This window comes from Microvirga sp. HS2 (genome assembly GCF_055792805.1).
The window spans coordinates 69,843-94,250 of record NZ_JBVVAJ010000011.1; the positions used below are offsets into that span (position 1 = coordinate 69,843).

Consider the following 24,408-nt stretch of genomic DNA (forward strand, 5'->3'; position numbering starts at 1 on the left):
GGCGTGAAAAGGAATGAACCAATGGCTGGGGTAACACTCGATACTGTCCGAAAGATCTATGCGGGCAATGTGGAGGCCGTGAAAGGCGTCTCGCTCGGGATCGATGACGGGTCGTTCTGCGTGCTGGTCGGCCCGTCCGGCTGCGGCAAGTCCACGCTTCTCCGCATGATCGCCGGTTTGGAAACGATTTCCGGCGGGGAGATCAAGATCGGCAACCGTGTGGTCAACCAGGTGGAGCCCGCCGATCGCGACATCGCGATGGTGTTCCAGAACTATGCGCTCTATCCGCATATGAGCGTCTACGACAACATGGCCTATGGACTGAAGAACCGGAAGACGCCGAAGGACGAGATCGAGAAGCGGGTGAAGGAAGCAGCCCGCATCCTCGCCATCGAGCCCTTCCTCGACCGCAAGCCGCGCCAGCTCTCGGGCGGCCAGCGCCAGCGCGTCGCCATGGGCCGCGCCATCGTGCGCAAGCCGCAGGTGTTCCTCTTCGACGAGCCGCTCTCCAACCTCGACGCCAAGCTGCGTGTCCAGATGCGCGTGGAGATCAAGCGTCTGCAGAAAGCTCTCGGCGTGACCTCCATCTACGTGACGCACGATCAGGTCGAAGCCATGACGCTCTCGGACAAGCTCGTGGTGATGTCGGGCGGTCAGATCGAGCAGGTGGGCTCCCCGTCGGAGGTTTATCGCCGTCCCGAGACCCGGTTCGTCGCGACCTTCATCGGCTCCCCGCCCATGAACATCCTCCCCGGCAAGGTGGAAGGTCCCGGCCGCGTGTCGGTGGGCGGCCAGACGATTGCGGTCACGGACATGCGCGACGGCCTCGCCCCAGGCTCCGCCATCGAAGTTGGTCTTCGCCCCGAGGACGTGCAGGCGGGCGGCGCTGCGGGCTCTAGCAGCCTTTCCATGGATGTGGACTTCGTCGAGGAACTCGGAGCGACCCAGCTCTTCCACGGCAAGGTGGCAGGCACGGAATTCGTGGTGCAGGCCTCCACGGGGCAGATCGCAGCCGATATCCGCAAGCTGACCCTGTCCATCGATCCTGCCAACGTCCACCTCTTCGACCCCGAGACCACGAAGCGCCTGTGAGGGGAATTCCGCATCCGAGCTTGGCCGCAACAGCCGCCCCGAGGTATCTCGGGGCGGCTGTTGCGCGTTGTGGACCGCCCCATTATCCCTTGACGAAGAACGCGAGGAACAGCGATGACGGTCCAGCTCGATGGAACGACGCTTCGGATTCAGGATGTGGTGCGGGTCGCCCGCCCGGATGCCCAGGGACGCTTCGCGCGGGCGGAGCTGGCGCCCGAGGCGCGCGAGCGGATCGCGGCGACGCGCGCCTATATCGACCGCAACTGGATGCATGACGATGCACCGCTCATGTACGCCTTCAATACGGGTGTCGGCCTGTTCAAGGATCAGCGGGTCCTCATCTCCGACATGGCGGCTTACCAGAGGAAGAGCGTCTATGCCCACGCCACGGGCGTCGGCGAGCCCTTTGCGGCGGACGTCACGCGGGCCATGATGCTGCTGCGCGCCAATGCCTTCGCGTCCAACTATTCCGGACCGCGTGTCGAGCTGGTCGAGCGCCTGCTCGCCTTCCTCAATGCGGGCCTGCATCCGGTCATCCCACAGAAGGGCTCGGTTGGGGCCTCGGGCGATCTCGCGCCGCTCGCCCATATGGCGGGCGCCGTCTGCGGCTTCGAGGAAGCGGAGATGATCTATCAGGGGCGGCTGATGCCGGCCCGGGAGGCGATCCGCCTGGCAGGGTTCGATCCGGACTTCGAACTGGGAGCGAAGGACGCCTCCGCGCTCATCAACGGCTCGACAGCTTCGCTTGCTCTCGCCACTCTCGCCACGAGCGATGCGCGCCGCGTTCTGAAGCATGCGGATATCGCCATGTGCCTGTCGCTCGAGGCGATGCGCGGTGAGTTGGCCGCCTTCGACCCACGCGTGCACAAAGCGCGTCCACATCCCGGACAGGCGCGCGTGGCGCGCAACCTCCTTCGGGTCCTCGAAGGCTCACAACGCTGCTCCCAGAGCGCGCGTGACATCGTCTTCCCCGACGAGCCGCGGCAGCCTGGAGCGCCCGCAAGCCCTCGCGTGCAGGATGTCTATTCGCTGCGCTGCACTCCGCAGGTCCACGGGCCCGCCGTGGAAGCGATCGAGTACGTGGAGCGCATCGTCGGCACCGAAATGAACTCGGCCACCGACAACCCGCTCATTTTCGACGATGGGCAGGGCGGCTACGTGTCGATCTCGGGCGGCCACTTCCACGGACAGTACATGGCGCAGGCCATGGATTTCTTGAGCATCGCCATGGCCGACCTCGGTGCGATTTCCGAGCGTCGCCTCGCGCGGCTCATCGATCCCACCATGTCCTATGGCCTGCCGCGCAACCTCCTCGCTGGGAAGCGCGGACTGAACACGGGCTTCGCGACGGTGCAATGCTCCATGTCGGCCCTCGTCATGGAAAACCGCGGACTTGCGACACCGGGTTCGGTCGATTCGATCCCCGGCAAATCCAATGCGGAGGATCACGTTTCCAGTTCGACATGGTGCGGGCGCAAGGCACGGACCATCGTGGAAAACGTGGAGCAGATCGTGGCGGGTGAATTGCTGATGGCCGCGCAGGCGCTGACGCTCGTGGAGCCGATCGCAAAGGATCATCCGCTCGGCAAGGGCTCGCGCGCTGCCATGGAAGCAATTCGCGCCGTCATTCCGCCCGCTCTCGACGGCGACCGGTGGTATGCCACCGAGATGTGCCAAGCTCTCGATCTTGTGCGCTCCGGTGCCGTCGTGGAAGCCGTTGAGAGCGCCGTCGGGGCTTTGGAATAAGAAAGGGGCTCGGAATGACCCGAGCCCCTGAAGTGTATCCGTCTTCCCGTCTAGCGGCAGCGGCGGACGTCGCGTACGACCACGCTGCCGTTCGGGCGATAGACGCGCTCCCGAACGACGCGGCAGCGTTCGGCACGGCGCTGCCAGGCGGGTACGCCGCACTGGCGCACGGTGCGGTAAACCACCCGGCCGTTGGGGCGCACGGTGCGGACGCGGCGCGTGACGCAGGCCACGTTGTCGACAAGCGAAGGTGTTTCGATCGTCTGCGGGCTGAAACGGGCCTGTGCCTCGGGAGCGGTACCAAAGAGGGTAGCACCAAAGACAACTGCGACGGCAGGGATGATGAAGGCGCGCATGATCCTATCCTTCGTGATTGAGACTGACGATAACGGAATGCTTAGGTCCTGGTTCCTGAAATGAGGATGAATGCATGGCTCAGCGCATCGTCATCGATTATACCCGGCCACAAGACGGAGCCGAGCTGATCGCCGCGAACTTGGCCAGCCTCGACCTGCACGAGCCATGGGTTGCGCCATGTCGCGATTGGGCGAGCTTTCAGGCCTACCTCGCTCGCTGCGACGGCGACAGGTCGGTCGGCTTCATCGCACGCGAGCGGACCAGCAACCGCATCGTCGGCGTCATCAACCTGAGTGAGATCGTGCGAGGGTTCTTCCAGAGCGCCTATATGGGCTATTACGCGGTCGCAGGTATGACGGGTCGCGGCCTGATGAGCGAAGCCGTCGGCCTCGTCGTAGCCCATGCCTTTCTGGAGCTTGGGCTTCATCGCGTCGAGGCGAATATCCAGCCGGGCAATGAGCCCTCACGCGCCCTGGTGAAGCGTTTGGGATTCCAGCAGGAGGGTTATTCGCCTCGCTACCTCAAGATCGGTGGCGAATGGCGCGATCACGAACGTTGGGCAATCCTGTCTGAGGATTGGCGCGGCTGAGCCGGCATCATGCAGCAGCAGGCTTCGTCAGTTTTTTCTGCAGGAAAAAGCGGCTTCCGCCCTTCGGATAGTCCTTCAACTCCCCGAAGCGCTCGTATCCCAGCCGTTCATAAAGATTGAGCGCCTCACGATTGAGCGTATCGAGCCATGCGGAATGGCAGCCGCGCGTGGCGGCCTCTTCTTCCGCCACCTCGATCAGCCGCGTCGCGAGTCCCCGCCCGCGCAGGGCCTCGGGCACGAAGACGTATTCGATCGTGAGCCATTCCCAGCCCGTGCGGCCCCACAATCCCCCCAGGATCTCCTTGGACTCGACATGGCGGATCACGACCGCCAGATCCTCGACCTGGAGATCCGGCATCAAGGCTGTCCGGTTGAAGTCGGTCAGGCCGCTGAGGATGATCTGCCGCACGATTTTGTGCGGCTTGGCGAGAAGCTCCAGGTGGTAGTTCAAGCAGCGATCCTTCTGACGACTTCGAGCAGGACCCGGGCTGCCGTGTCTGCGTCCTCGACCGTGATCGATTCGGCCGGGTTATGACTGATTCCGCCCTTGCAGCGCACGAAAAGCATCGCCGACGGGCAGAGATTGGCCATGGCCACCGCATCGTGGCCAGCGCCGGAGGGAAGGCGCATCGGGGCGATGCCGGTGATTTTCACCGCCTCTTCCAGTTGCTCCATAAGATGCTTGTCCATGGGAGTCGCGGGGGATTCCATGAAGGGTTCGATCGTGAAAGCCACGCCGCGCCGCAGAGCGGCGGCTTCGCATTCGGCCACGATGTCCTGTGCCAAGGCACGACGCGCGGCATCGGCCGGCGAGCGGACATCGAGTGTGAAATCGACACGCGCGGGAATGACGTTGATCGCACCCGGCTGGACCTGCGCCACGCCGACGGTCGCCACGGTGTCGGTCCGCGTCGAGCCCGCGCGCTCCACGATTCCGATCATATCGGCGACGGCCGCCAGAGCATCTCGGCGCATGGTCATGGGCACGGTGCCGGCGTGCCCTGCTTCGCCGATCACATGAGCGCGGGCGCTCGTGATTCCGTTGATGGCGGACACGATGCCGACGGGCAGGTTGCTGGCTTCAAGCTGCGGGCCCTGCTCGATGTGGACTTCGAGATACCCGCGATAGCGTGCGGGGTCGCGGGCGAGAGCCGCGATCCCGAGAGGATCGCCGCCGAACGCGATCAGCGCGTCACGAAGGGTGATCCCGTCCGCGTCCTTGCCGTCGAGCCAGGCCGGGTCGAAACGACCCGCAAGGGCATGGGATGACGAGAGATTGGTGGGAAAGCGGACATTCTCCTCGTCCCCGAAGGCCACGACCTCGATGGGGCAGGCCGGCATGATCCCGGCCGCCTTCAGGGCCTCGACGACGGCGATGCCGAGCACCACCCCGAGATTGCCGTCGTAGCGGCCCGCATCCACGACGCTGTCGATATGAGAGCCGATGAGCAGGGCAGGGGCGTCAGGATTGGCGCCGTCCCATCGCCCGACGACGGAGCCGAGGGCATCGATATGAGCGCTGAGCCCGGCCTCGCGCATGAGTGCCAGCGTCGTGTCGGCAGCGGCGCGGTGGGCCGGTGAGAGGTAGAGACGCGTCAGGCGTCCGGCCTCGTCCGTGTGCCGGGCCAGGTCCTCGATCATCGCCATCACGCGTCGGCCGAGGGAGAGATCCGAATGATGTTTCATGGGAACAGAGTTTCAGGAACGGGCTTGGTTCGCAAGAGGGGACGGCCCGTTCCGGATCTCCTGACAGCTGCCTGCCGGATGTCTCTTAAGCCGCGACGCCCAGCTTCTTCTGCAGGCTCGTGGAGGACGTGGTGTATTGGAAGAGCAGTTTCTTCTCAGGATACACGTAGCGGTGCACCTTCTGGGCCGCCAGCGCGCCCTCATGGAAGCCGGAGAGAATAAGCTTCAGCTTGCCCGGATAAGTGTTGATGTCGCCGATGGCGAAGATGCCCGGAACGTTAGTCTCGAACTTCTCCGTATCGACGGGGATCAGGTTTTCATGAAGGTTCAGGCCCCAATCGGCGATCGGGCCAAGCTTCATGGTGAGCCCGAAGAAGGGCAGCATCACGTCGCAATCCACCATGAACTCGGAGCCGTCGTCCTTGCGGATCACGGCGCCTTCCAGTACCGGCGCCTCGCCCTTCAGGGCGCTCACCTGACCGAGATGCAGGTCCATGTCGCCGGATGCCACGAGGGAGCGCATCTTCTCCACCGTATGCGGAGCGGCCCGGAAGGCGTCGCGGCGGTGGAGGAGGGTGAGGCGCTTGGCGACGGGCTGCAGGTTCACGGTCCAGTCGAGGGCGGAGTCGCCGCCGCCGACGATCAGCACCTTCTTGTTCCGGAACATCTCCATCTTGCGCACAGCATAGAAGACGCCGGTGCCCTCATAGGCCTCGATGTTGTCGATCGGCGGTTTCTTGGGCTGGAACGAGCCGCCGCCCGCCGCGATAATGACGGACTTGCACTCGAAAGTCGTGCCGTTCTCCGTGGTCTTCACGCGGAAGCGCGGCGCCTCGGGCGTGCCGATCGATTCCAGGCTCTCCACCATTTCGTTGAGGTGGAAGGTCGGGTGGAATGGCTCGATCTGCGCCATGAGATTGTCGACGAGGCCCTGGCCCGTGACCATGGGGAAGCCCGGAATGTCGTAAATCGGCTTTTCCGGATAGAGCTCGGCGCACTGCCCGCCGACCTTCGGCAGGATGTCGATCAGATGGCATTTGATATCGAGGAGGCCCAGCTCGAACACGGCGAACAGGCCCACAGGCCCGGCACCGATGATGACGACGTCCGTTTCGATATGGTCGGTCATGAACAGGCTCCTTCGAGAGACCGTCTGGAAAAGCACAGTCCTAAGGGTCTTGGCAATACGGCAGGCTTGACGGTCAGTTCCCTGTTGGGGCGAGGGTGACCTCCAGGCCGTCGAGTTCGGGAGTCCAGATGATCTGGCAAGACAGGCGGGAATTAGGCTTCGTGACCACCGTGTCGAGCTGATCCTCCTCCTCCTCCGTAGGGGGATAGAGCTTGTCCACCCACTGCTCGCCCACGAAGACGTGGCAGGTGGCGCACTCGCAGGCTCCGCCGCACAGACCCTCGATGGGCAGGCCCCAGTCCCGGATGATCTCCATCACCCGCCAGCCCTCGATGGCCTCGAGAGTATGGCGCTGGCCGGCCCGGTCGGTCACATGGATGACGCCCATGAAGCGGGAATTCCTTCGCATAAGGTCGGGGAAAAGGCGCGGGAGCCCGCGCCGGTTGGGCTGGATATCGACCTTTCGGCCCGTCGCGTCAATGTCTTAGGGCTTCGTTTGTTGCCCGAAGCGGAGCAGCGTCTAGACCCCGAGCGTCTCTGCCCTGAGGGCCTCGTCGGCGATCAGCTCGGCCATGGAGCCCTGGAAGCGCATCTCTCCGCGTTCGATCACGATGGCCCGGTCACTGATACCGGCCGCAAAGGCCCAGTTCTGCTCGGACAGAAGCACGGCCACGCCCTCGGCTTTCATGGTCCGGATCGCCTCCGCCATCATCTGAACGATCACGGGCGCGATCCCCTCGGACGGCTCGTCCAGGAGAATGGCGTCAGGATTGCCCATCAAGGTCCGGGCGATGGCGAGCATCTGCTGCTCTCCCCCGGACATCTGGTTCCCGCGCCGCCCGCGCATCTCGGCCAAATTCGGGAAAAGCCTGAAGAGCCGCTCCGGCGTCCAGGGGGAGCGGCCTCCGCTCGCCTCCTTCCGCCCCGCCTCCAGGTTTTCCTCCACAGTCAGGTCCGTGAAAATGCGCCTGTCCTCGGGCACATAGCCGAGACCCAGGCGGGCGATCTTGTAGGTCGGCAGGTGCGAGAGGGTATGCCCCTTGAAACTGGCTCTCTGGGCGGTGGCGGGCACAAGCCCCATGATGGCCTTCAACGTCGTGGTCTTGCCCGCTCCGTTGCGGCCGACAAGCGCCAGGACCTCGCCCGGGTGCAGACGGAACGTCAGGTCGAACAGCACCTGGGCGCGGCCATAGGATGCGGTCAGATTCCAGATTTCCAGAAGCGGCTCGCTCATGCGGGGTTCAACCCTTTCCGATTTTCCAGCGCGTGCTCGTCTCCGAGATAGGCGCGCCGGACATCCGGATTTCGCCGGATTTCCTCCGGCGATCCGGTAGCGATGATCTGGCCGCGCACAAGGACGATCACCCGTTCGGCGTGGCCGAACACCACATCCATGTCGTGCTCAGTGAAGAGAACGCCGATGCCTTCCGCATCCGCAATGGAGGCGGTGAGGTCCATCAGATCGGCTCTTTCGCGCGCCGCCATGCCTGCAGTGGGCTCGTCCATGAGCAGAAGCTTCGGCTTGCCCGCCAGTGCGATGGCCAGCTCCACGCGCTTCACGTCGCCATAGGCCAAGGCGGAGCAGGGGTGATCCGCCGCCTCCGCCATGCCGACCTGTGTCAGCAGGACCATGGCTTCTTCTCGGTACCGGCCGCGGGCGGGAGCCCACAGCGCCCGACTCTCACGGCGGCGGCTGACGAGCGCCATCTGAACGTTCTCGGCCACGCTCATGGAGAGGAACGTCTGCGCAACCTGGAACGTGCGCCCGACGCCGAGCCTGAAGCGCCTCTGTGGCGAGGCGGCGGTGATGTTCTGGCCATCGAGCATCACGGCGCCTCGGTCGGGGCGCAGTTGCCCGCCGACCATGTTGAAGACGGTGGACTTACCGGCTCCATTGGGGCCGATGATGGCGAGCATCTCGCCGCGCTCGAGCGTGAAGCTCACATCCCGCGCCGCTGCAACGCCGCCAAAGGATTTGCTCAGGTGCTGAACGGACAGAAGGGTCATGCCCGCTCCTCCCGCCATGCGCGAAGCGTGCCGACGAGGCCGCGTGGGAAAACGAGCACGATCGCGATGATGCTCAAGCCGAGAAAAAGGCGCCAGAGGGATGTCAGCGGCATGATCTGATCGCGCAGCACGTGCAGAACGCCCGCGCCGACGAGGGGGCCCGCGATCGTCTGGATGCCGCCGATGAGCAGCATGGTCAGCGCATCGACCGACGTGGGAATGCCGAGCAGCGTCGGGTCCACCGAACCGCGCGAGAATGCATAGATTCCGCCGGCAAGGCCTGCGGCGGCGCCGGAGAGGGTGAAGGCGAGCCAGCGATGGCCTCGAATGTCGAGGCCGATGGCCTCGGCGCGCGCCTCGGAGTCGCGCGCGGCGCGGAGCGAATAGCCGAAGGGCGCGTCGATGATGCGCGTCAGCAGCAGAACCACGGTCGCCGTGAGAGCGAGCGTGAAGAGATAGTAAGCCGTCTGGCCGCTCGCCCAAGCGGAAGGCCAAACCCCGACGATGCCGTTATCGCCTCCGGTCACGTCGACCCATTGGAAGGCAACGGCAAAGACGATCTGCGCGGCGGCGAGGGTCATCATGGCGAGATAGATGCCTGACAGCCGCACGACGAACGCGCCGATGATGGCTGCGCCGACAGCCGCGAGCAGCAGCCCTGCCGGAAGCGCCGCCTCCATGGGCAGGGCGAGCCACTTCACGGCGAGCGCCGCACCATATGCGCCCAGGCCGAAGAACGCCGCATGGCCGAAGCTCACGAGGCCGCCGACACCGATGAGAAGCTGCAGGCTGAAGGCGAAGAGCGCGAATATCAGGATCTCAGTGGCGACCTTCAGCACATAGGCGTCGCCGATCAGAGGCAGAGCCCCGAGAATGCCGATGGCGGCAAGGGCAGTCAGCAGGGCATAAGGCGATCGCTCGCGACTTGCGATGCCGACCGCATGCGTGCCGCCGATCACCTCGGGGCGACCGAAGAAACCATAGGGACGAACGGCGAGCACGACCGCCATGAGCAGGAACACCACGACGAGCGTGCTCTTGGGAAAGATCAGGATGCCGAAGGCCTGCAATTGCCCGATGACGAGAGCCGCCAGGAATGCGCCCGGTACGCTTCCCATGCCGCCAACCACGGTGACGACGAAGGCTTCCGCGATAATCGAAAGGTCCATGCCCGCATGGGCCGAAACGCGTGGGATCTGCAATGCGCCGCCGAGACCCGCGAGAAACGCGCCGAGAAAGAGCGTGCCGGTGAAAAGCAGGGCCTGGTTCACGCCGAGGGCCGCGATCATCTCACGATCCTGCGTGGCCGCTCGCACCAGAACCCCGAACCGGGTCCTGCGCAGGAGGAACCAGATCAGACCAAGCACGACGGGACCGGCCGCGATCAGCACGAGTTCATAGGACGGGAACCGCCGCCCGAAGATTTCGACGGGGGCGCGAAGGCCTGGTGCCCGTGGGCCGAGGATGTCCTCGGGGCCGAAGACCAGGATCGTCACGTCCTGCACCACGAGCACGACGCCGAAGGTGGCGAGCAGCTGGAAGAGTTCCGGCGCGCCATAGATGCGGCGCAGGAGCAGCACCTCGATCAGCACCCCGATCAGGCCGACGATGACGGCGGAGGCCAGAATTCCGGCCCAGAAGGTCACGGGGCCGAAGGAGAGTTCGAGCAGCCGCGGCACGAGCGTCGCGGCCGTGTAGGCGCCGATCATGTAGAGCGAACCATGCGCGAAATTCACGATCCGCGTCACGCCGAAGACGAGCGTGAGGCCGCAGGCGGTGATGAAGAGGGACGACGCGCTGGAGAGCCCGTTGAGAGCCTGAATGGCGAGGAAGGAGGGGTCCATGGCCTGCTCTCTCAACGGGTGCCGATCGTGCGCTCTGCCGTCAATCCGTCAGTCCTTCCGCACGGCCTTCACTTCGGCCTCGCTCGGCATGAAGGACGTACCGTCCTCGTAGGTCCAATCTGTCATGCCGCCATTGGCGCCCTTGAGCACGAGCTTGCCGACCCAGGCGCCCATGGAGGACTGGTTGTCGATGCCGCGCATGGTAACGGGACCGATGACGGTATCGAACTTCGCATCCTCCAGCGCCTTGATCATGGCGTCGGTCTCAACCGAGCCCGCGCGCTCGATGGTGTCGCGGATCATGTAGACCACCATGTAGCCCAGAAGCGAGCCGAGGCGCGGCGTGTCTTTGAATGCCGCGCGGTAGGCATCGACGAAGGCCTTGTGCTTGGGATTGGTGATCTCGTCCCAGGGATATCCGGTAACCGTCCATCCTTCGGGAACCTCGTCCTTCAGCGGCAGCAGCCACTCGGGCTCACCGGTGAGCAGTGAGAGCACCGTCGCGCCTTCGAAGAGACCGCGGGTATTCCCTTCGCGCACGAATTGTGTGAGGTCAGGGCCGAAGAGAACATTGAAGATGCCGTCGGGCTTTGCCTGCTCCAGTGCCGAGACGGTGGAGCCCGCCTCGATCTTTCCGAGCGCCGGGTATTGTTCGGCGACGATCTCGGCCCCGGGCACGCGCTCCTTGATGAGGCGCTTGAATACCTCCGCCGCCGATTGGCCGTATTCATAGTTCGGCGCGACAATGGCCCAGCGCTTCGCGCCGGAGGCCTTCGCCCGGTCCACCAGCATGCCCACCTGCATGTAGTTGCTGGGGCGGATCCGGAAGGTGTAGCGGTTGCCCTGCGCCATGGTGATGGCGTCGGTCAGCGGCTCGGCGGCGATGTAGAGAATCTTCTTCTGGTTGGCATAATCCGCCATGGCGATCCCGACATTCGACTGGAAGGATCCGAACAGCAGCGATACGCCCTCGCGGTTGACCAGCTCGTCGGCGACGCGGGTGGCGTCGCCCGTGGTCGCCCCATCGTCGCGGGAGACGATTTCGAGCTTGCGGCCGAGCACGCCGCCCTTGGCGTTGATCTCGTCCAGCGCCATCTGCCACCCGTTGCGATAAGGCACGGTGAACGCGGCCCACCGGGCATAGGAGTTGAGCTCGCCGAGCTTGATGGGGGCCGGCTGCGCCTGGGCTGCCGGACCTGAGAGCGCGAGAGCCAATCCAAGGGCCAGCCAGCGGGTCATCGATGCCTTCGTCATTGTGCGGTTCCTGTTCGAGGATCGGCGTGGATGTAGGGTCTATCGCTACCCGAAGAAAGGCCAAACTGCCAAGGTTGCCGGATTCATACCTTGCATGTTTCAGGAGAGGAATGACACATTCTCTGTCCCGTTCCTCAACTGCCGTGACGCCATGCTTCTCGATGCCGATCCTGCCCGCGCCTTCATGCCGTACCCAGCCGTTTCCGTGCCTCAGGCGGAGCGTGGCGCCCTTTCAGGGCTGACCTTCGCCGCCAAGGACCTGTTCGATGTGGCAGGCTATCCGACCAGCTGCGGATCCCCCCACATGCTCGCGATGTCGGGTCTCAAGACCCGCACCGCGCCGAGCGTGCAGAAGCTGCTCGATGCAGGGGCGCGGCTCGTGGGCAAGACCATCGCGGACGAGCTCGCCTTTTCAATGACCGGCAAGAACGCTCATTTCGGGACGCCCGTGAATGGCGGGGCGCCCGATCGCATCCCTGGCGGGTCGTCCTCCGGTTCGGCCGCCGCCGTCTCCAACGGCCTGTGCGATTTCGCTCTCGGGACGGATACGGGCGGCTCCGTGCGCGCTCCGGCCAGCCATTGCGGACTCTTCGGGATCCGCCCCACCCATGGCCGCGTGAGCCTGGAACTCTGTCACGATCTCGCCCCCTCCTTCGATACGTGCGGGTATTTCACCCGGGACGGCGCCACCTTCGTACGCGTGGGCGAGGTTCTGCTCGGCAATGACAGCAACCCGCTCTCCTCCGCTCCCACCGTACTTCTGGCCAAGGATGCATTCGGACTTCTCGGTCAGGAGGTGAAGGACGCGTTGGTTCCGGCGGTCCATCAGGTCGAGGCGGCTCTCGGCGCGCCTGAGGCCGTGACGGTCGCCACCGAGGGCTTCACCTCCCTTTACTGGGCCATGCGCTACATCCAGAGCCGGGAGGCTTGGGTCACGGATGGGCCCATGATCGAGCGCTACCACCCGCCCCTGGGATCGGGCGTCGCCGATCGGTTCGAGTTTTCGAGGGCCGTCACCGATTCTCAGGTGACCGAAGCCCAGGTGATTCGCAGCGCCTTCCGGGCTCGTTTCAATGCCCTCCTGGCACAGAATACGGTGCTCATCCTCCCGACCATGCCGGATGTGGCGCCGCTCCTCTCGGAGAGCGACGATGCGCTCAACGATTACCGGAACAAGTCGCTGAACCTGCTCTGCCTGTCGGTGCTCTCCGGCCTGCCGCAGGTGTCGATCCCGCTCGCATCCCGCCAAGGCGCCCCGCTCGGATTGTCTCTCATGGGCCCGCCCGGTTCCGACCTGAGCCTGGTAGGTCTGGCGCGTCGGATCGCGGACGGGGCATTCGCCTGATTGAACCGCGCCCGCCGTGTCCTCGTTACCGGCAGACTGATCCGAAAAGGGGACATCATGACCAACCCCATCGTCCACCCTCACATGCCGCATGTGGCCGTCGCCAGCGCCTGCCTGCTTGGCGAAGGGCCCGTGTGGGACGACCGCTCGAACACCCTCTTCTGGGTCGACATCAAGAACCCGGCTGTCTGGCGCTATCATCCGGAGACGAACGAGCACGCGTGCGTTGTCGCTCCCGAACGCATCGGCTTCATCGCGCTGACGCCCGATCCCGATGTGGTGATCGCAGGCTTCAAATCAGGCCTCGCATGCTTCAACCTGAAGACAGGGGAGGCGGAGCCCGTCATCGCACCTGAGAGGGACAAGCCGGGCAATCGCATCAATGACGGTTGCGTGGGGCCGGATGGGGCGGTCTATTTCGGCACCATGCATGATGACGAGATGGAGGAGAGCGGCTCCTTCTGGCGCTGGGACGGCAAGGAGCTGACTGAACTCCATTCCGGCTTCATCGTCACCAACGGCCCTGCCTTCAGCCCTGACGGGCAGACGCTGTACGCCACCGCCACGGTGGACGGCATGATCTATGCCTTCGATTTCAGTGGAGGTCGTGTCGGCGAGCGGCGGCGATTCGTGCATTTCGAGGAAGGATGGGGCCACCCGGACGGCATGGCCGTCGACGCGGAAGGCCATGTGTGGGTCTGTCACTGGGGTGGCTCGCGTATCACTCGCTTTAAACCGGACGGATCGGTCGAGCGCACCGTACCTGTGCCGACCGCCCAGGTGACCAAGTGTGCTTTTGGCGGCCCGGATCTGACGACGCTCTACATCACCACGGCTTCCATCGGGCACGATCCCCATGTGGATCCCATGGCGGGCCATCTCTTCAAAGTCGAGACCGGCGGCATCCGCGGGCTGAAAGCCAACTTTTTCGAGGGGTGAGATCATGACCACCGAACGGTTCGGAACCGCGGAGGGACAGGATATCCTGCAGATCACCCTGACCGGCCCCGACGGAGCCGAGATGCGGGTGCTGACCTGGGGCGCGGTGATCCGCGACCTCGTCGTGCCCACCGCGAACGGGCCGCAGAGTGTTCTGCTTGGCTTGAATTCCATCGATGACTATATCGCCCACTCTCCCTATTTCGGCGCCATCGTCGGCCGCTATGCAAACCGCATCGGGAGAGCGCGGTTCACGCTGGGGGATCGGACGTACAGGCTCAATGCCAACGAGGGAGCCAATCAGCTCCACGGCGGCGCCATGGGCTTTGGAACGCGGCTCTGGAACATCATCGAGCAGAGGCCGTCCAGCGTCACCCTGAGTCTCGTCTCCGAGGATGGCGACATGGGATATCCCGGACGTCTCGTCGCCACCTGCACCTACAGCCTTCTGGCGTCTGCGACGGTGAGGATCGAACTCACGGCCATTGCTGACCAGCCGACCCCCATCAATCTCACCACGCACGGCTATTTCAACCTCGACGGCAGCGCTGACATTTTGTCCCATCATCTCATGATCGCGGCCGATTACATCACTCCGACACATCCGGATCTGATCCCGACCGGGGAGGTCAGGCGCGTGGCGGACACGGCATACGATTTTACGGTGCTCAGACCGATCGGCGCGGCGGAATTCATGCCGGAGCCGACGCTCTACGACACGAACTTCGTGTTGCATGGCCCTTACGGGGTACTCCGTCAGGCTGCGATGCTCGCTTCGATGAGAAATGGCCTTCGAATGGAGCTTTGGACAACGGAGCCCGGCCTGCAATTCTATGACGGTCACCTGATCAGGATACCGGTTCCGGGCTTGAATGGCGCGCAGTACCGGCCTCATTCGGGCCTGTGCCTGGAGCCTCAGAGATTTCCCGATAGCCCCAATAAAGCCCATTTTCCATCGTCAATTCTGGAGCCGGGGCAGGTTTCAAACCAGGTCAGCGAATTGAGGTTCTCAAGTTAACGTGGGAACTTCACCATTCATTGGCCGTTTTTCCCTGCGGTGTTGCGTTCAAAAATAATACCAACCAGAAGGGAATGCTCCCTATGCCTGTGCTCGACGCGAAAGCTCTCGAAATCGATCCCAAGGGAATGGCTTTCCTCTTGAGCGTATTGCGTCCGGATCCTGTCGCTCCCGCGACGGAGCCGAAGGAGGCTGCTCAGACGAGACGCGTCCCTCAAAACGTTCGTATGCATTTCCGCCTGCCCACCCGGATGAAGCAGTTCATGCCCGATCTGGTCTGAGCAGGCGCTCGTCACGCGCCTGCCCTGCCGCTCAAGCTGCCAGTCCGCGCTTGGCCAAGAGCGCGTCGGCGGTCGGCAGACGCCCCCGGAACGCTGTGTAGGCCTCGGCTGGGTCGCGAAGATTTCCGGCGGAGTAAATGAAACGCTTGAGCTTCTCCGCCGTCTCCTTGTTGAAGGCGTCCCCCGTCTCTTCGAATGCGGTGAAGGCGTCCGCGTCCAGAACCTCCGACCAGAGATAGCTGTAATAGCCTGAGGAATAGCCGTCGCCCGAGAACACGTGAGTGAAGTGGGGTGTGCGATGGCGCATGATGATCTCGTGCGGCATGCCGATCCTGTCCAGCGTCTCCTTCTCAAAGGCGGCGACGTCGAGATCCGCTACGTCCTTGCGGCGATGAAGCTCGAGATCGACGAAGGCGGAAGCCAGATACTCCACCGTGGCGAAGCCCTGGTTGAAATTTCTCGCCGCCATCAGACGTTCGAGCAGTGCCTCCGGCATCGGTTCGCCCGTCCGGTAATGAGTGGCGTAGCGGCGAAGGGTCTCAGGCTGCGACAGCCAATGCTCGAAGAGCTGTGACGGCAGTTCCACGAAATCCGTCGAAACGGCCGTGCCCGCGAGCAGCGGATACGTCACGTTCGAGAGAAGCCCGTGCAGAGCGTGACCGAATTCATGGAAGAGGGTACGCGCGTCGTCGAAACTGAGCAGGGAGGGCTCGCCCGCCGCGCCTTTCGCGAAGTTCATGACGTTCACGATGATGGGCCGCACATCGCCGGTGAGCTTTTCCTGAGACCGGAAGGCGCTCATCCAGGCACCGCTGCGCTTGGATGAGCGCGCGAAGTAATCGCCGATGAAGGTGCCCACGTGCGTGCCGTCGGTATCGAACACCTGCCAGGCGCGGATGTCAGGGTGATACTTCGGGAAGTTTTCGAGCTCCCGGAAGCTCAGGCCGAAGAGGCGGTGCGCCGTCTCGAAGGCGGCCTCGATGATCCGGTCGAGCTGGAAATAGGGCTTGATTGTCGCCTCGTCGAGATCGTGACGGGCCATCCGCACCTGGTCCGCATAGAAGCGCCAGTCCCACGGCTCGATCGCGATGTTGTCTCCTTGAGTTTGTGCAAGAGCCTGCAGATCGTTCCGCTCGGCCTCGGCACGGGCGCGGGCTGGCGCCCACACATCGTTCAGGAGCTTCAGCACCGCTTCCGGCGTCTTCGCCATGGTGTCGGACAGCTTGAAATCGGCGAAGGTCTCGTAACCCAGCAGCTTCGCCCGCTCGACGCGAAGCGCCGCCATCTCGGCGATGATCGCCTTGTTGTCTGTCAGACCGTTGTTGTCTCCGCGCGAGGCCCAGGCCTTGAAGGCCTGCTCGCGCAGGTCGCGTCTCTTGGAAAACTGCAGGAACGGCTCGATGCTGGAGCGCGAGAGGGTGATGACGTATTTCCCGTTCAGCCCGCGCTCTTCCGCGGCCTGCGCCGCCGCCTCCCGCAGGAAGGAGGGAAGACCCGCGAGATCCTCTTCGTGCTCCAGGACGAGCTGATAGGATTTTTCGTCGGCCAGCACGTTCTGCGAGAATTGCGTCCCGAGGCTCGCCAGGCGTTCTGTGATGCCGGCAAGGCGCTTCTTCTCATCGGGTCCGAGCTTGGCTCCCGCTCGAACGAAGATCGTGTGGTAGCGGTCGAGCACCCGCGCCTGCTCCGCATTCAGGCCGAGGTTCTCGCGCTGTTCGTAGAGGGCTGAGACCCGCTTATAGAGCGCCTCGTTCATGAAGATGCTGTTGCGGTGCTTGGCGAGGATCGGCGCCATCTCGCGTTCAACGGCCTGGATCGCCTCGTTCGTGTGAGAGCCTGCGAGGTTGAAGAACACGCCGCCCACCCGCTTGAGCGCTGTGCCGCTGCGCTCCAGAGCCTCGATGGTGTTGACGAAGGTGGGAGTTTCCTCGCTCCCGGCAACGGTTGCGATCTCGGTCTGCTGCTCGGCGAGGGCCTGATCGAAGGCCGGCTTGTAATGCTCAGGCGCAATGCTCTCGAAGGGAGGAAGGCCGAATAGGGTATTCCAGGTGGCAAGGAGAGGATTGCTCGAGAGATTCGCGCTGGATGCCATTGTTGTCGTGCTCCGCCTGATCGGTTGCTGTTTCAAGTCTTAGCGGCGTCAGCCGCTCATCGGAAGAGGCGTGGCGTCGGCGCGGGTCAGATAGCGGCGCAGGAAGGCGAGCGCTCTGTGGGTGGCGTCCTTCTCGGCGGCGCCCCTAAAGCCGTGGCCCTGGCCGGGATAGACCTTTACCTCGTGGGGCACGTTCTGCTGCCTGAGGAGCGCCTCCACCGCATAGGCGTTCGCCACCGGCACGATCGGATCCGCCGATCCGTGCAGGACCAGGGTCGGGGGCAGGCGTGGGGTGGTGGCGATGGCGCCCTGGGGCAGGGGGCCGAAGTAGTTGACCAGAGTTTTCACCCGCCGATCCGTCGAGGAGACCGCAAGCCCGAGGACCGCGCCGAGCGAAATGCCGATGATCCCGATGCGATGCGCATCCGTGCCGGGGTAGCTGGATGCGAAGGTGAGAGCATCCCCTACCGTGTCCATCCAGGGCATGAAATTCTGGAACAGGGTGGCGAAGGAGGCCCGCTTCTCGCCGGTTCGGTCAAGATAATGGACAAGATGCACCTGAAAGCCTGCTGCTGCGACACCCCGGGCGCCTTCGTGGTACTGGGCGTTGTAGCTCAAGCCGTCCGCACCGTGCAGCATCAGGACGGCAGGTTGCTGCGTCGCTCCCGAGGTCTGAAAGGTGTCGACGGCAATCGTCTTGCCGCCGCTGGTAAAGGCGTTGCGCTTTTGCTGAACTGGCATCGAGTGAGATTGATCCTGTTGGGCATGAGGAAGGGAAGGGGAGGCGGCGAGCGCCGCGCCAGCCAGAAGGCTGCGTCTCGTGAGCGACATGAAGGCTGGACTTCGTGGGAATGAGCCAAGATTTCCCTTGAAATGGGGGCGGACAGCCCCGGTTGCAGATGGCAAAAGGTCCCAGTTCTTCGGGAATTGCTTCAGCGGAGCAACAGCTAAGGATCGATTTGACGGGTCCGCACGTTGTTTGCTGACCAGCGAGATTTCCTCGCGGGCAGCAGAGATCTTGAAACGATGCCCCCTGCCTCCGCCCCTGTGCCGCCCCCCAATCAGGAAATCGAACCACCGGGCGTTCCAGGCCTGTCCGGGCTGATGACGCTGGCCGTGGGCGTCGTCGTTCTGGCTGGGCTTTACGTGGGGCGCGAGGTGTTCCTGCCAGTGGTGCTCGCCATCCTGCTCGCCTTCGTCATCGCACCCTTTGTCGATCTGATGCGCAGATGGCATCTGGGGCGCGTGCCGTCCGTCATTATCGCTGTCCTCGTCGCCATCGGCATCATTGCGTCAATCGCCGGCGTGATCGGCTTTCAGCTTGCTGGCCTCGCCTCGGACATGCCGCGCTATCAGACCACGATCGAGAGGAAGATCGGCTCGCTGCGTGAGGGGAGCCTAGGCAAGCTGCCGAACATGCTCCGCGATTTCGGTCGCCGGTTCGATAAGGCTGTCGGCGAGCAGCAGCAGACGGAGGCCAGCCCCGCCACGCCCGGAGCATCCGAGCCCTCGCCCGAAGAGCCGAAGCCGATGCCCGTGGAGGTTCATCAGCCGGAACCAACGCCGCTTCAGGTCGCCCGCGACTTCCTGTTGCCGCTGCTCAAGCCTTTCGCAACCATGGGCATCGTGTTCGTGGCCCTCGTCTTCATCCTCATGCAGCGGGAAGACCTGCGCGACCGCATGATCCGCCTTTTCGGATCGAGCGATCTGCATCGGACGACGGTTGCCATGGACGATGCCGCGCGACGTCTCAGTCGTTATTTCCTCACCCAACTCGCGTTGAACGCCGGCTTCGGCCTCGTTGCAGGTGTCGGATTGTGGCTGATCGGAGTGCCAAGCCCTGCCTTGTGGGGAGTCTTCGCGGCGCTGATGCGCTTCGTTCCATACATCGGCTCGTTCCTCGCGGCGGCGCCGCCGATTCTGCTTGCAGCCGCTGTCGATCCCGGCTGGTCCATGGCGATCATGGCGGCGGCGTTGTTCGTGCTCGGCGAGCCGCTCATGGGACAGGTGGTGGAGCCCATCGTCTACGGACAGAGCACCGGACTCTCGCCTTTCGCCGTCGTCATCTCGGCCATCTTCTGGACCTGGATATGGGGTCCTGTGGGCCTCCTGATCGCGACGCCGCTCACGCTTTGCCTCGTGGTGCTCGGGCGCCATGTGGAGCGGCTTGAGTTTCTCGATGTGCTGCTCGGCGACAGGCCGGCGTTGACGCCCGCTGAAAATCTCTACCAACGCATGCTCGCGGGCGATCCCGACGAGGCGCTGGACTCGGCAGAGGTTCTCCTGAAGGAGCGGTCGCTCACGTCCTATTACGATGAGGTTGCGCTCAAAGGACTGCAGCTTGCCGCCAACGATGCCACGCGGGGCGTGCTCACCCACCGACAGCTCGATCAGGTGCGCGAGGTCATCAATGCCCTCGTGGAGGATCTCGGCAGCCATGAGGATATCGAGCCTCCTCCACATGAGACCAGGGACGAGCCGATTGCTTCCCCGCAGAGCGAAAAGCCTGCCATCAAGGAGCCTGCCGTCGTGGGGGAAATGCCCCACGAGGACAGGATCGGGGAGGAATGGAGGAGGGAAGGCGCCATCATGTGCATCGCAGGGCGGGGCCCGCTCGACGAGGCAGCCTCCGAGATGCTGGCCCAGCTGTTGAACAAGCACGGGCTCGGCAGTCGCCTCGTGCCGCACGAGGCCGTTTCACGCTCGGCGATCTACAATCTCGATATGGCCGGCGTTCAGATGATCTGCATCAGCTATCTGGAAATCAGCGGGACGCCCGCTCATCTGCGCTATCTGCTGCGGCGCTTGAGACGGCAGGTGCCCAAGGCTCCCATTCTCGTGGGGTTGTGGCCCGCTGAGGATGTGGTGTTGAAGAGCGAGAGCATGCGCGCGATGCTGGGTGCGGATTATTATGTCTCCGCGATGCGTGACGCGGTGGTGCAATGTCTGAAGGTCGCCACGGGCGAGGAGGAACTGCCGCAGGCCGTCACGACCGGCAAGGCTGCGAAGGAGGCAGCGGCTGGAAAGCGCCTGCCGCTGCCTGCCTGAGGTCAAGCCGCTGCTTCCTTCAGGAAGTCCTCGGCATAGTGGCAGGCTACCAGCCGCTCATCGAGCTCCCGCAGCTGCGGGCGTTCCACCTTGCAGCGCTCCGTCACATAGGGGCAGCGAGTCGAGAACACGCAGCCCTTCGGCGGATTGAGGGGCGACGGAAGTTCGCCTTTCAAAACGATGCGCTTGCGCTTCACGCCGGTAATGCCGGGCGTGGAGGAGAGGAGCGCCTGCGTGTAGGGATGCAGCGGACGCGCGTAGATCCTCTCCTTCGGCCCGTGCTCGACCGCGAAGCCGAGATACATGACGAGCACGTCATGGGCGATATGCCTGACCACGCCGAGATCGTGTGAGATGAAGAGATAGGCAAGGCCCATCTCCTGCTGCAGATCGGCGAGAAGGTTCAGCACCTGCGCCTGGATCGAGACGTCGAGCGCGGAGACCGGCTCGTCCGCCACCACGAGCTTCGGCGAGAGCATCAGCGCACGCGCGATGGCGATGCGCTGGCGCTGACCGCCTGAGAACATGTGAGGATAGCGGTTGTAGTGCTCGGGGCGCAGACCCACCTTCGCCATCATCGCACGCACCCTGTCCTTGCGCTCGGCGGAGGAGAGGTTGGTGTTGATGACGAGCGGCTCCTCGAGGATGGTGCCGACCTTCTTGCGAGGGTTGAGCGAGCCGTAAGGATTCTGGAACACCAGCTGCACCATGCGGCGCAGCTCTTTCGTGTAGTTCGACGGCGGATTGACTGCATCGATGCCGTCGAGGGAGAGCTGGCCCTCGGTCGGCTTCTCGATCAGAGTCACCATGCGGGCGAGGGTGGACTTGCCGCAGCCGGATTCGCCCACTACGGCCAGGGTCTTGCCCGGCTCGATGGAAAACGAAATGCCGCCCACGGCCTGCAGAGCCGCCGGCTCCTTGAACAGCCCGCGCTTGACCTTGTAGATCTGCTTCAGGCCTTTGGCTTCAACAACGGGAGCGCTCACGACGCAGTCTCCGTTCTAATGGGATGATCGTGCTGGATGGCGGCGTTCCGGTTCGGATCGCCGAGCGGATAGTGGCAGCGGATCTTGCCACCGGCCCAGGGGCGCAGCTCCGGCCGCACGTTGCGCGAATGCTCCGTCGCATAGGCGCAGCGCGGGCTGAACAGGCAACCCTTCGGGCGGTCGTAGAGGCCGGGCACGACACCCGGAATCGTTGCAAGCCGCCCGCCTTCGCTACGCTCCGGCAGAGCCGCCAGCAGGGCCGCCGTATAGGGGTGCTGCGGCGAGGCGAAGAGATCGGCGGCCGAGCGCTCCTCCATGATCTGACCCGCATACATCACCATCACGCGCTGGGCGGTATCGGCGACGACCCCCATATTGTGGGTGATCATGACGAGGCCCATGTTGCGCTCCTTCTGGAGAGTCATGAGCAGATCCAGGATCTGCGCCTGAATCGTCACGTCAAGGGCGGTGGTGGGCTCATCCGCGATGAGCAACTTCGGATTACAGGCGATCGCCATGGCGATCATCACGCGCTGGTTCATGCCGCCCGAGAGCTGGTGAGGGAACGCGGACAGGCGGCTTTCGGGTGAGGGAATGCCTACCTGTTCCAGCAGCTCGATCGCCCTGCGGCGCGCGGCCTTGCGGTCCATGCCTTCATGCAGGCGCAGCGTCTCCGTGAGCTGAAACTCGATGGTGAAGGACGGGTTCAGGCTCGTCATCGGCTCCTGGAAGATCATCGCGACGTCCTTGCCCGTGAGCCTGCGGCGCTCGCGCTCGGAGATCGTGAGGAGGTCGCGGCCGTTGAAGGTGAGCTTGTCCGCCTTCACGCGGCCGGGAAAGGGGATGAGGCCCATGAGGGCCAGCATCGTCACGCTTTTGCCCGAGCCGGATTCGCCCACGACGCCGAGAACCTCGCCCTCATCGAGGGTGAGGCTGACCCCGTCCACGGCACGCATGATGCCGCCTTGGGTCGGAAATTCGACCGACAGATTTTCAATTTCGACAAGAGCCATGATCAGCGCTTCAGTTTGGGATCCAGGGCATCACGGAGGCCGTCGCCCAGAAGATTGAAGGCAAGAACCGTGATGAGGATCGCGAGACCAGGGAAGGTCACGACCCACCACGCACGGAGCACGAACTCGCGGGCATCGGCCAGCATGGTTCCCCATTCGGGCGAGGGCGGCTGCGCACCCAGGCCGAGGAAGCCCAGGGCCGCGGCGTCGAGGATCGCCGTGGAGATGCCGAGCGAGGCCTGCACGATGAGAGGAGCCGTGCAGTTCGGCAGCACTTCCTTGAACATCAGGCGTGTCGTGCCGGCGCCGCTCACGCGGGCCGCCATGACGTAGTCCTTCGATGTTTCGGTGATCACGGCTGCACGTGCAAGGCGCACATAATGCGGCAAAATCACGAGGGCGACCGCGAGCATCGCGTTCATCAGGCCGGGGCCGAGAACGGCCACGATGACGATGGCGAGCAGAAGGCTCGGCAGCGTGAGGACGATGTCCATCAGGCGCATGATGAAGATCTCGGTCAGGCCCCGGAAGAAGCCCGCCACGAGACCGAGCACCGTACCGATGATGATGGAGAGCGTCACGACCGCGATGCCGATCAGAAGTGACAGCTGCGCGCCGAACATCAGCCGCGAGAGAATATCGCGCCCGATCGGATCGGTCCCCAGGGGGTAGGCAATCGACCCGCCCTCCTGCCAGAACGGTGGCCTCAGGGCGATGGCGGTGTTCGTGAGGTTCGGATCGTGCGGGGCGATTACCGGCGCCAGCAAGGCGACGAGTACAACCGCGACAATGATGACGAGGCCGGCGACGGCGCCATGATTGGCGCTGAAATAGCCCCAGAACTCACGCAAGGGATGCGGAGGGGTGGCCGTCGGAGCCGCGACGGCCGGAGTTTCCATGGTTTCAGTGGTCATCGCGTATGCCTGATGCGAGGATTGATGAGGCCGTAAGCGAGGTCGACAAGCAGGTTTACGCTCATCACCACGACGCCGAGCAGCAGGGCGCCACCCTGCAGGACGGGATAATCGCGCCGGAAGATGGCGTCGATGAGCCATTTTCCCACACCCGGCCACGAGAAGATGGTCTCGGTGAGGATCGCTCCGGTGAAGAGCACGCCGATCTGCAGGCCGATCACGGTCACGACCGGGATGAGGGCGTTGCGCAGAGCGTGCAGGGCGACGATGCGGAAACGGGAGAGGCCTTTGGCTTTGGCGGTTCGGATGTAGTCCTCACCGAGAACCTCCAGCATTGCGGACCGGGTCATTCGCGCGATCACGGCGAGCGGCACCGTGCCGAGCACGATGGTCGGCAGGATGAGATGCTCGACCGCCGACCAGAATGCGCCGTCCTCGTCGGAGAGGAGGGTGTCGATCAGCAGGAAGCCGGTGGTCGGTTCGATGTAGTAGAGAACATCGATCCGCCCGGAAACGGGCGTGAGGTCGAACTGCACCGAGAAGACCAGGATGAGGATGAGGCCCCACCAGAAGATCGGCATGGAATAGCCCGTGAGCGATATGCCCATCACACCGTGGTCGAAGATGGAATTTCGTCGCAGCGCCGCGATGATCCCTGCGGGGAGGCCGAGGATCAGGGCAAAGAGAATGGCGCAAAGCGCCAGCTCGACGGTTGCCGGAAACAGGGCCTTGAACTCGCTCAGAACTGGTTCCTGCGTGATCATCGACTTGCCGAGATCGCCCTGCAGGACACGGGACAGATAGATCCCGTATTGCACGAAGACAGGCTTGTCGAGGCCGTATTCCTTCAGCAGTTGCTCATGGCGGGCGGGATCGATGCCGCGCTCGCCGGCGAGGGTTTCAATGGGATCGCCTGGCACCAGGCGGATCAGGAAGAAGGCAAGCAGCGTGATCCCGAGAAAGGTCGGGATGATCAGGCTGACGCGGGTAAGAATGAATCTGAGCATCGTTTGAACGTAAAAAGGCGGAGCGGCTGAACGAGCCGCTCCGCCATAGGTTGAGTGGGAA

At 63.9% G+C, this 24,408-nt stretch carries 22 protein-coding genes; 7 read left to right on the plus strand and 15 right to left on the minus strand.

The genetic code is table 11. The annotated features are described in order from the left end of the window. The first annotated feature begins 21 nt into the window (after positions 1-21). Together ACS5Q0_RS12160 and ACS5Q0_RS12165 are read left to right on the plus strand one after the other, a co-directional pair. On the plus strand, positions 22-1,092 hold the full coding sequence (locus ACS5Q0_RS12160; protein ID WP_473126893.1) for a sn-glycerol-3-phosphate import ATP-binding protein UgpC: 1,071 nt from the start codon (positions 22-24) through the stop codon (positions 1,090-1,092). A gap of 114 nt (positions 1,093-1,206) precedes the next feature. Then, positions 1,207-2,838, plus strand: a complete 1,632-nt coding sequence (locus tag ACS5Q0_RS12165; RefSeq protein ID WP_473126894.1) for an HAL/PAL/TAL family ammonia-lyase — start codon at positions 1,207-1,209, stop codon at positions 2,836-2,838. Between the two features lie 50 nt (positions 2,839-2,888). Here the strand turns inward: ACS5Q0_RS12165 and ACS5Q0_RS12170 are convergent, their stop codons facing one another. Continuing rightward, positions 2,889-3,194: a hypothetical protein gene (locus tag ACS5Q0_RS12170; RefSeq protein WP_473126895.1), complete on the minus strand. Its 306-nt coding sequence runs from the start codon at positions 3,192-3,194 to the stop codon at positions 2,889-2,891. A 74-nt stretch (positions 3,195-3,268) separates the two neighbouring features. Between ACS5Q0_RS12170 and ACS5Q0_RS12175 the strand changes: the two genes are divergently transcribed. Then, positions 3,269-3,784, plus strand: a complete 516-nt coding sequence (locus ACS5Q0_RS12175; RefSeq protein WP_473126896.1) for a GNAT family N-acetyltransferase — start codon at positions 3,269-3,271, stop codon at positions 3,782-3,784. A 7-nt stretch (positions 3,785-3,791) separates the two neighbouring features. On the opposite strand, the gene ACS5Q0_RS12180 is transcribed toward ACS5Q0_RS12175, so the two are convergent. The 8 genes from ACS5Q0_RS12180 to ACS5Q0_RS12215 form a co-directional block, all read right to left on the minus strand. Continuing rightward, on the minus strand, positions 3,792-4,235 hold the full coding sequence (locus ACS5Q0_RS12180) for a GNAT family N-acetyltransferase (protein WP_473126897.1): 444 nt from the start codon (positions 4,233-4,235) through the stop codon (positions 3,792-3,794). Next, the gene (locus ACS5Q0_RS12185; RefSeq protein ID WP_473126898.1) at positions 4,232-5,470 is read right to left on the minus strand and encodes an allantoate amidohydrolase; all 1,239 of its coding nucleotides are present in this window, start codon (positions 5,468-5,470) and stop codon (positions 4,232-4,234) included. Before ACS5Q0_RS12185 ends, ACS5Q0_RS12180 begins: the two co-directional genes overlap by 4 nt. 85 nt (positions 5,471-5,555) lie before the next feature. Continuing rightward, complete coding sequence (locus ACS5Q0_RS12190; RefSeq protein ID WP_473126899.1) at positions 5,556-6,599, minus strand: NAD(P)/FAD-dependent oxidoreductase; 1,044 nt, start codon at positions 6,597-6,599, stop codon at positions 5,556-5,558. Positions 6,600-6,672: 73 nt separating this feature from the next. Further along, entirely contained in the window at positions 6,673-6,987 is a 315-nt protein-coding gene (locus tag ACS5Q0_RS12195; RefSeq protein WP_473126900.1) for a 2Fe-2S iron-sulfur cluster-binding protein, read from the minus strand. A gap of 132 nt (positions 6,988-7,119) precedes the next feature. After that, entirely contained in the window at positions 7,120-7,833 is a 714-nt protein-coding gene (locus ACS5Q0_RS12200) for an ABC transporter ATP-binding protein (protein ID WP_473126901.1), read from the minus strand. Beyond that, a complete protein-coding gene (locus tag ACS5Q0_RS12205; protein WP_473126902.1) occupies positions 7,830-8,606 on the minus strand; it encodes an ABC transporter ATP-binding protein in 777 nt (258 codons plus the stop codon). The genes ACS5Q0_RS12200 and ACS5Q0_RS12205 overlap by 4 nt, the downstream gene beginning before the upstream one ends. Then, positions 8,603-10,450 (minus strand): ABC transporter permease, encoded by a 1,848-nt coding sequence (locus ACS5Q0_RS12210; RefSeq protein ID WP_473126903.1) that lies wholly within the window; start codon positions 10,448-10,450, stop codon positions 8,603-8,605. The genes ACS5Q0_RS12205 and ACS5Q0_RS12210 overlap by 4 nt, the downstream gene beginning before the upstream one ends. Before the next feature lie 48 nt (positions 10,451-10,498). Beyond that, positions 10,499-11,704, minus strand: a complete 1,206-nt coding sequence (locus ACS5Q0_RS12215) for an ABC transporter substrate-binding protein (protein WP_473126904.1) — start codon at positions 11,702-11,704, stop codon at positions 10,499-10,501. 94 nt (positions 11,705-11,798) lie between these two features. Between ACS5Q0_RS12215 and ACS5Q0_RS12220 the strand changes: the two genes are divergently transcribed. The 3 genes from ACS5Q0_RS12220 to ACS5Q0_RS12230 are packed head-to-tail and all read left to right on the plus strand — an operon-like array spanning position 11,799 to position 15,006. Then, the gene (locus tag ACS5Q0_RS12220) at positions 11,799-13,049 is read left to right on the plus strand and encodes an amidase (protein WP_473126905.1); all 1,251 of its coding nucleotides are present in this window, start codon (positions 11,799-11,801) and stop codon (positions 13,047-13,049) included. A gap of 57 nt (positions 13,050-13,106) precedes the next feature. After that, the gene (locus ACS5Q0_RS12225; protein ID WP_473126906.1) at positions 13,107-13,988 is read left to right on the plus strand and encodes an SMP-30/gluconolactonase/LRE family protein; all 882 of its coding nucleotides are present in this window, start codon (positions 13,107-13,109) and stop codon (positions 13,986-13,988) included. Positions 13,989-13,992: 4 nt separating this feature from the next. Next, a complete protein-coding gene (locus tag ACS5Q0_RS12230) occupies positions 13,993-15,006 on the plus strand; it encodes an aldose epimerase family protein (protein WP_473126907.1) in 1,014 nt (337 codons plus the stop codon). A 312-nt stretch (positions 15,007-15,318) separates the two neighbouring features. On the opposite strand, the gene ACS5Q0_RS12235 is transcribed toward ACS5Q0_RS12230, so the two are convergent. Next, positions 15,319-17,379 (minus strand): M3 family metallopeptidase, encoded by a 2,061-nt coding sequence (locus ACS5Q0_RS12235; RefSeq protein ID WP_473126908.1) that lies wholly within the window; start codon positions 17,377-17,379, stop codon positions 15,319-15,321. A 48-nt stretch (positions 17,380-17,427) separates the two neighbouring features. Next, positions 17,428-18,120: a dienelactone hydrolase family protein gene (locus ACS5Q0_RS12240; protein WP_473126909.1), complete on the minus strand. Its 693-nt coding sequence runs from the start codon at positions 18,118-18,120 to the stop codon at positions 17,428-17,430. Between the two features lie 285 nt (positions 18,121-18,405). Here ACS5Q0_RS12240 and ACS5Q0_RS12245 point away from each other — a divergent pair, with 285 nt between their 5' ends. Beyond that, positions 18,406-20,427 carry an AI-2E family transporter gene (locus tag ACS5Q0_RS12245; protein WP_473126910.1) on the plus strand — a complete coding sequence of 674 codons (2,022 nt, stop codon included), beginning with the start codon at positions 18,406-18,408 and terminating at the stop codon, positions 20,425-20,427. Between the two features lie 2 nt (positions 20,428-20,429). On the opposite strand, the gene ACS5Q0_RS12250 is transcribed toward ACS5Q0_RS12245, so the two are convergent. The 4 genes from ACS5Q0_RS12250 to ACS5Q0_RS12265 are packed head-to-tail and all read right to left on the minus strand — an operon-like array spanning position 20,430 to position 24,347. Further along, the gene (locus ACS5Q0_RS12250) at positions 20,430-21,413 is read right to left on the minus strand and encodes a peptide ABC transporter ATP-binding protein (RefSeq protein ID WP_473126911.1); all 984 of its coding nucleotides are present in this window, start codon (positions 21,411-21,413) and stop codon (positions 20,430-20,432) included. Continuing rightward, positions 21,410-22,426: an ABC transporter ATP-binding protein gene (locus ACS5Q0_RS12255; protein WP_473126912.1), complete on the minus strand. Its 1,017-nt coding sequence runs from the start codon at positions 22,424-22,426 to the stop codon at positions 21,410-21,412. The genes ACS5Q0_RS12250 and ACS5Q0_RS12255 overlap by 4 nt, the downstream gene beginning before the upstream one ends. A gap of 2 nt (positions 22,427-22,428) precedes the next feature. Beyond that, entirely contained in the window at positions 22,429-23,340 is a 912-nt protein-coding gene (locus tag ACS5Q0_RS12260) for an ABC transporter permease subunit (protein ID WP_473126913.1), read from the minus strand. Further along, entirely contained in the window at positions 23,337-24,347 is a 1,011-nt protein-coding gene (locus ACS5Q0_RS12265) for an ABC transporter permease subunit (protein ID WP_473126914.1), read from the minus strand. Before ACS5Q0_RS12265 ends, ACS5Q0_RS12260 begins: the two co-directional genes overlap by 4 nt. Between the last annotated feature and the right edge of the window lie 61 nt (positions 24,348-24,408).

What these genes read in the sequence shown, in the direction of transcription:
- ACS5Q0_RS12160 (WP_473126893.1), top strand. Translation starts at nt 22, where the DNA reads ATGGCTGGGGTAACACTCGATACTGTCCGAAAGATCTATGCGGGCAAT.
- ACS5Q0_RS12165 (WP_473126894.1), top strand. Translation starts at nt 1,207, where the DNA reads ATGACGGTCCAGCTCGATGGAACGACGCTTCGGATTCAGGATGTGGTG.
- ACS5Q0_RS12170 (WP_473126895.1), bottom strand. Translation starts at nt 3,194, where the DNA reads ATGCGCGCCTTCATCATCCCTGCCGTCGCAGTTGTCTTTGGTGCTACC.
- ACS5Q0_RS12175 (WP_473126896.1), top strand. Translation starts at nt 3,269, where the DNA reads ATGGCTCAGCGCATCGTCATCGATTATACCCGGCCACAAGACGGAGCC.
- ACS5Q0_RS12185 (WP_473126898.1), bottom strand. Translation starts at nt 5,470, where the DNA reads ATGAAACATCATTCGGATCTCTCCCTCGGCCGACGCGTGATGGCGATG.
- ACS5Q0_RS12190 (WP_473126899.1), bottom strand. Translation starts at nt 6,599, where the DNA reads ATGACCGACCATATCGAAACGGACGTCGTCATCATCGGTGCCGGGCCT.
- ACS5Q0_RS12195 (WP_473126900.1), bottom strand. Translation starts at nt 6,987, where the DNA reads ATGGGCGTCATCCATGTGACCGACCGGGCCGGCCAGCGCCATACTCTC.
- ACS5Q0_RS12200 (WP_473126901.1), bottom strand. Translation starts at nt 7,833, where the DNA reads ATGAGCGAGCCGCTTCTGGAAATCTGGAATCTGACCGCATCCTATGGC.
- ACS5Q0_RS12205 (WP_473126902.1), bottom strand. Translation starts at nt 8,606, where the DNA reads ATGACCCTTCTGTCCGTTCAGCACCTGAGCAAATCCTTTGGCGGCGTT.
- ACS5Q0_RS12210 (WP_473126903.1), bottom strand. Translation starts at nt 10,450, where the DNA reads ATGGACCCCTCCTTCCTCGCCATTCAGGCTCTCAACGGGCTCTCCAGC.
- ACS5Q0_RS12215 (WP_473126904.1), bottom strand. Translation starts at nt 11,704, where the DNA reads ATGACGAAGGCATCGATGACCCGCTGGCTGGCCCTTGGATTGGCTCTC.
- ACS5Q0_RS12220 (WP_473126905.1), top strand. Translation starts at nt 11,799, where the DNA reads ATGTTTCAGGAGAGGAATGACACATTCTCTGTCCCGTTCCTCAACTGC.
- ACS5Q0_RS12225 (WP_473126906.1), top strand. Translation starts at nt 13,107, where the DNA reads ATGACCAACCCCATCGTCCACCCTCACATGCCGCATGTGGCCGTCGCC.
- ACS5Q0_RS12230 (WP_473126907.1), top strand. Translation starts at nt 13,993, where the DNA reads ATGACCACCGAACGGTTCGGAACCGCGGAGGGACAGGATATCCTGCAG.
- ACS5Q0_RS12235 (WP_473126908.1), bottom strand. Translation starts at nt 17,379, where the DNA reads ATGGCATCCAGCGCGAATCTCTCGAGCAATCCTCTCCTTGCCACCTGG.
- ACS5Q0_RS12240 (WP_473126909.1), bottom strand. Translation starts at nt 18,120, where the DNA reads ATGCCAGTTCAGCAAAAGCGCAACGCCTTTACCAGCGGCGGCAAGACG.
- ACS5Q0_RS12245 (WP_473126910.1), top strand. Translation starts at nt 18,406, where the DNA reads ATGCCCCCTGCCTCCGCCCCTGTGCCGCCCCCCAATCAGGAAATCGAA.
- ACS5Q0_RS12255 (WP_473126912.1), bottom strand. Translation starts at nt 22,426, where the DNA reads ATGGCTCTTGTCGAAATTGAAAATCTGTCGGTCGAATTTCCGACCCAA.
- ACS5Q0_RS12260 (WP_473126913.1), bottom strand. Translation starts at nt 23,340, where the DNA reads ATGACCACTGAAACCATGGAAACTCCGGCCGTCGCGGCTCCGACGGCC.
- ACS5Q0_RS12265 (WP_473126914.1), bottom strand. Translation starts at nt 24,347, where the DNA reads ATGCTCAGATTCATTCTTACCCGCGTCAGCCTGATCATCCCGACCTTT.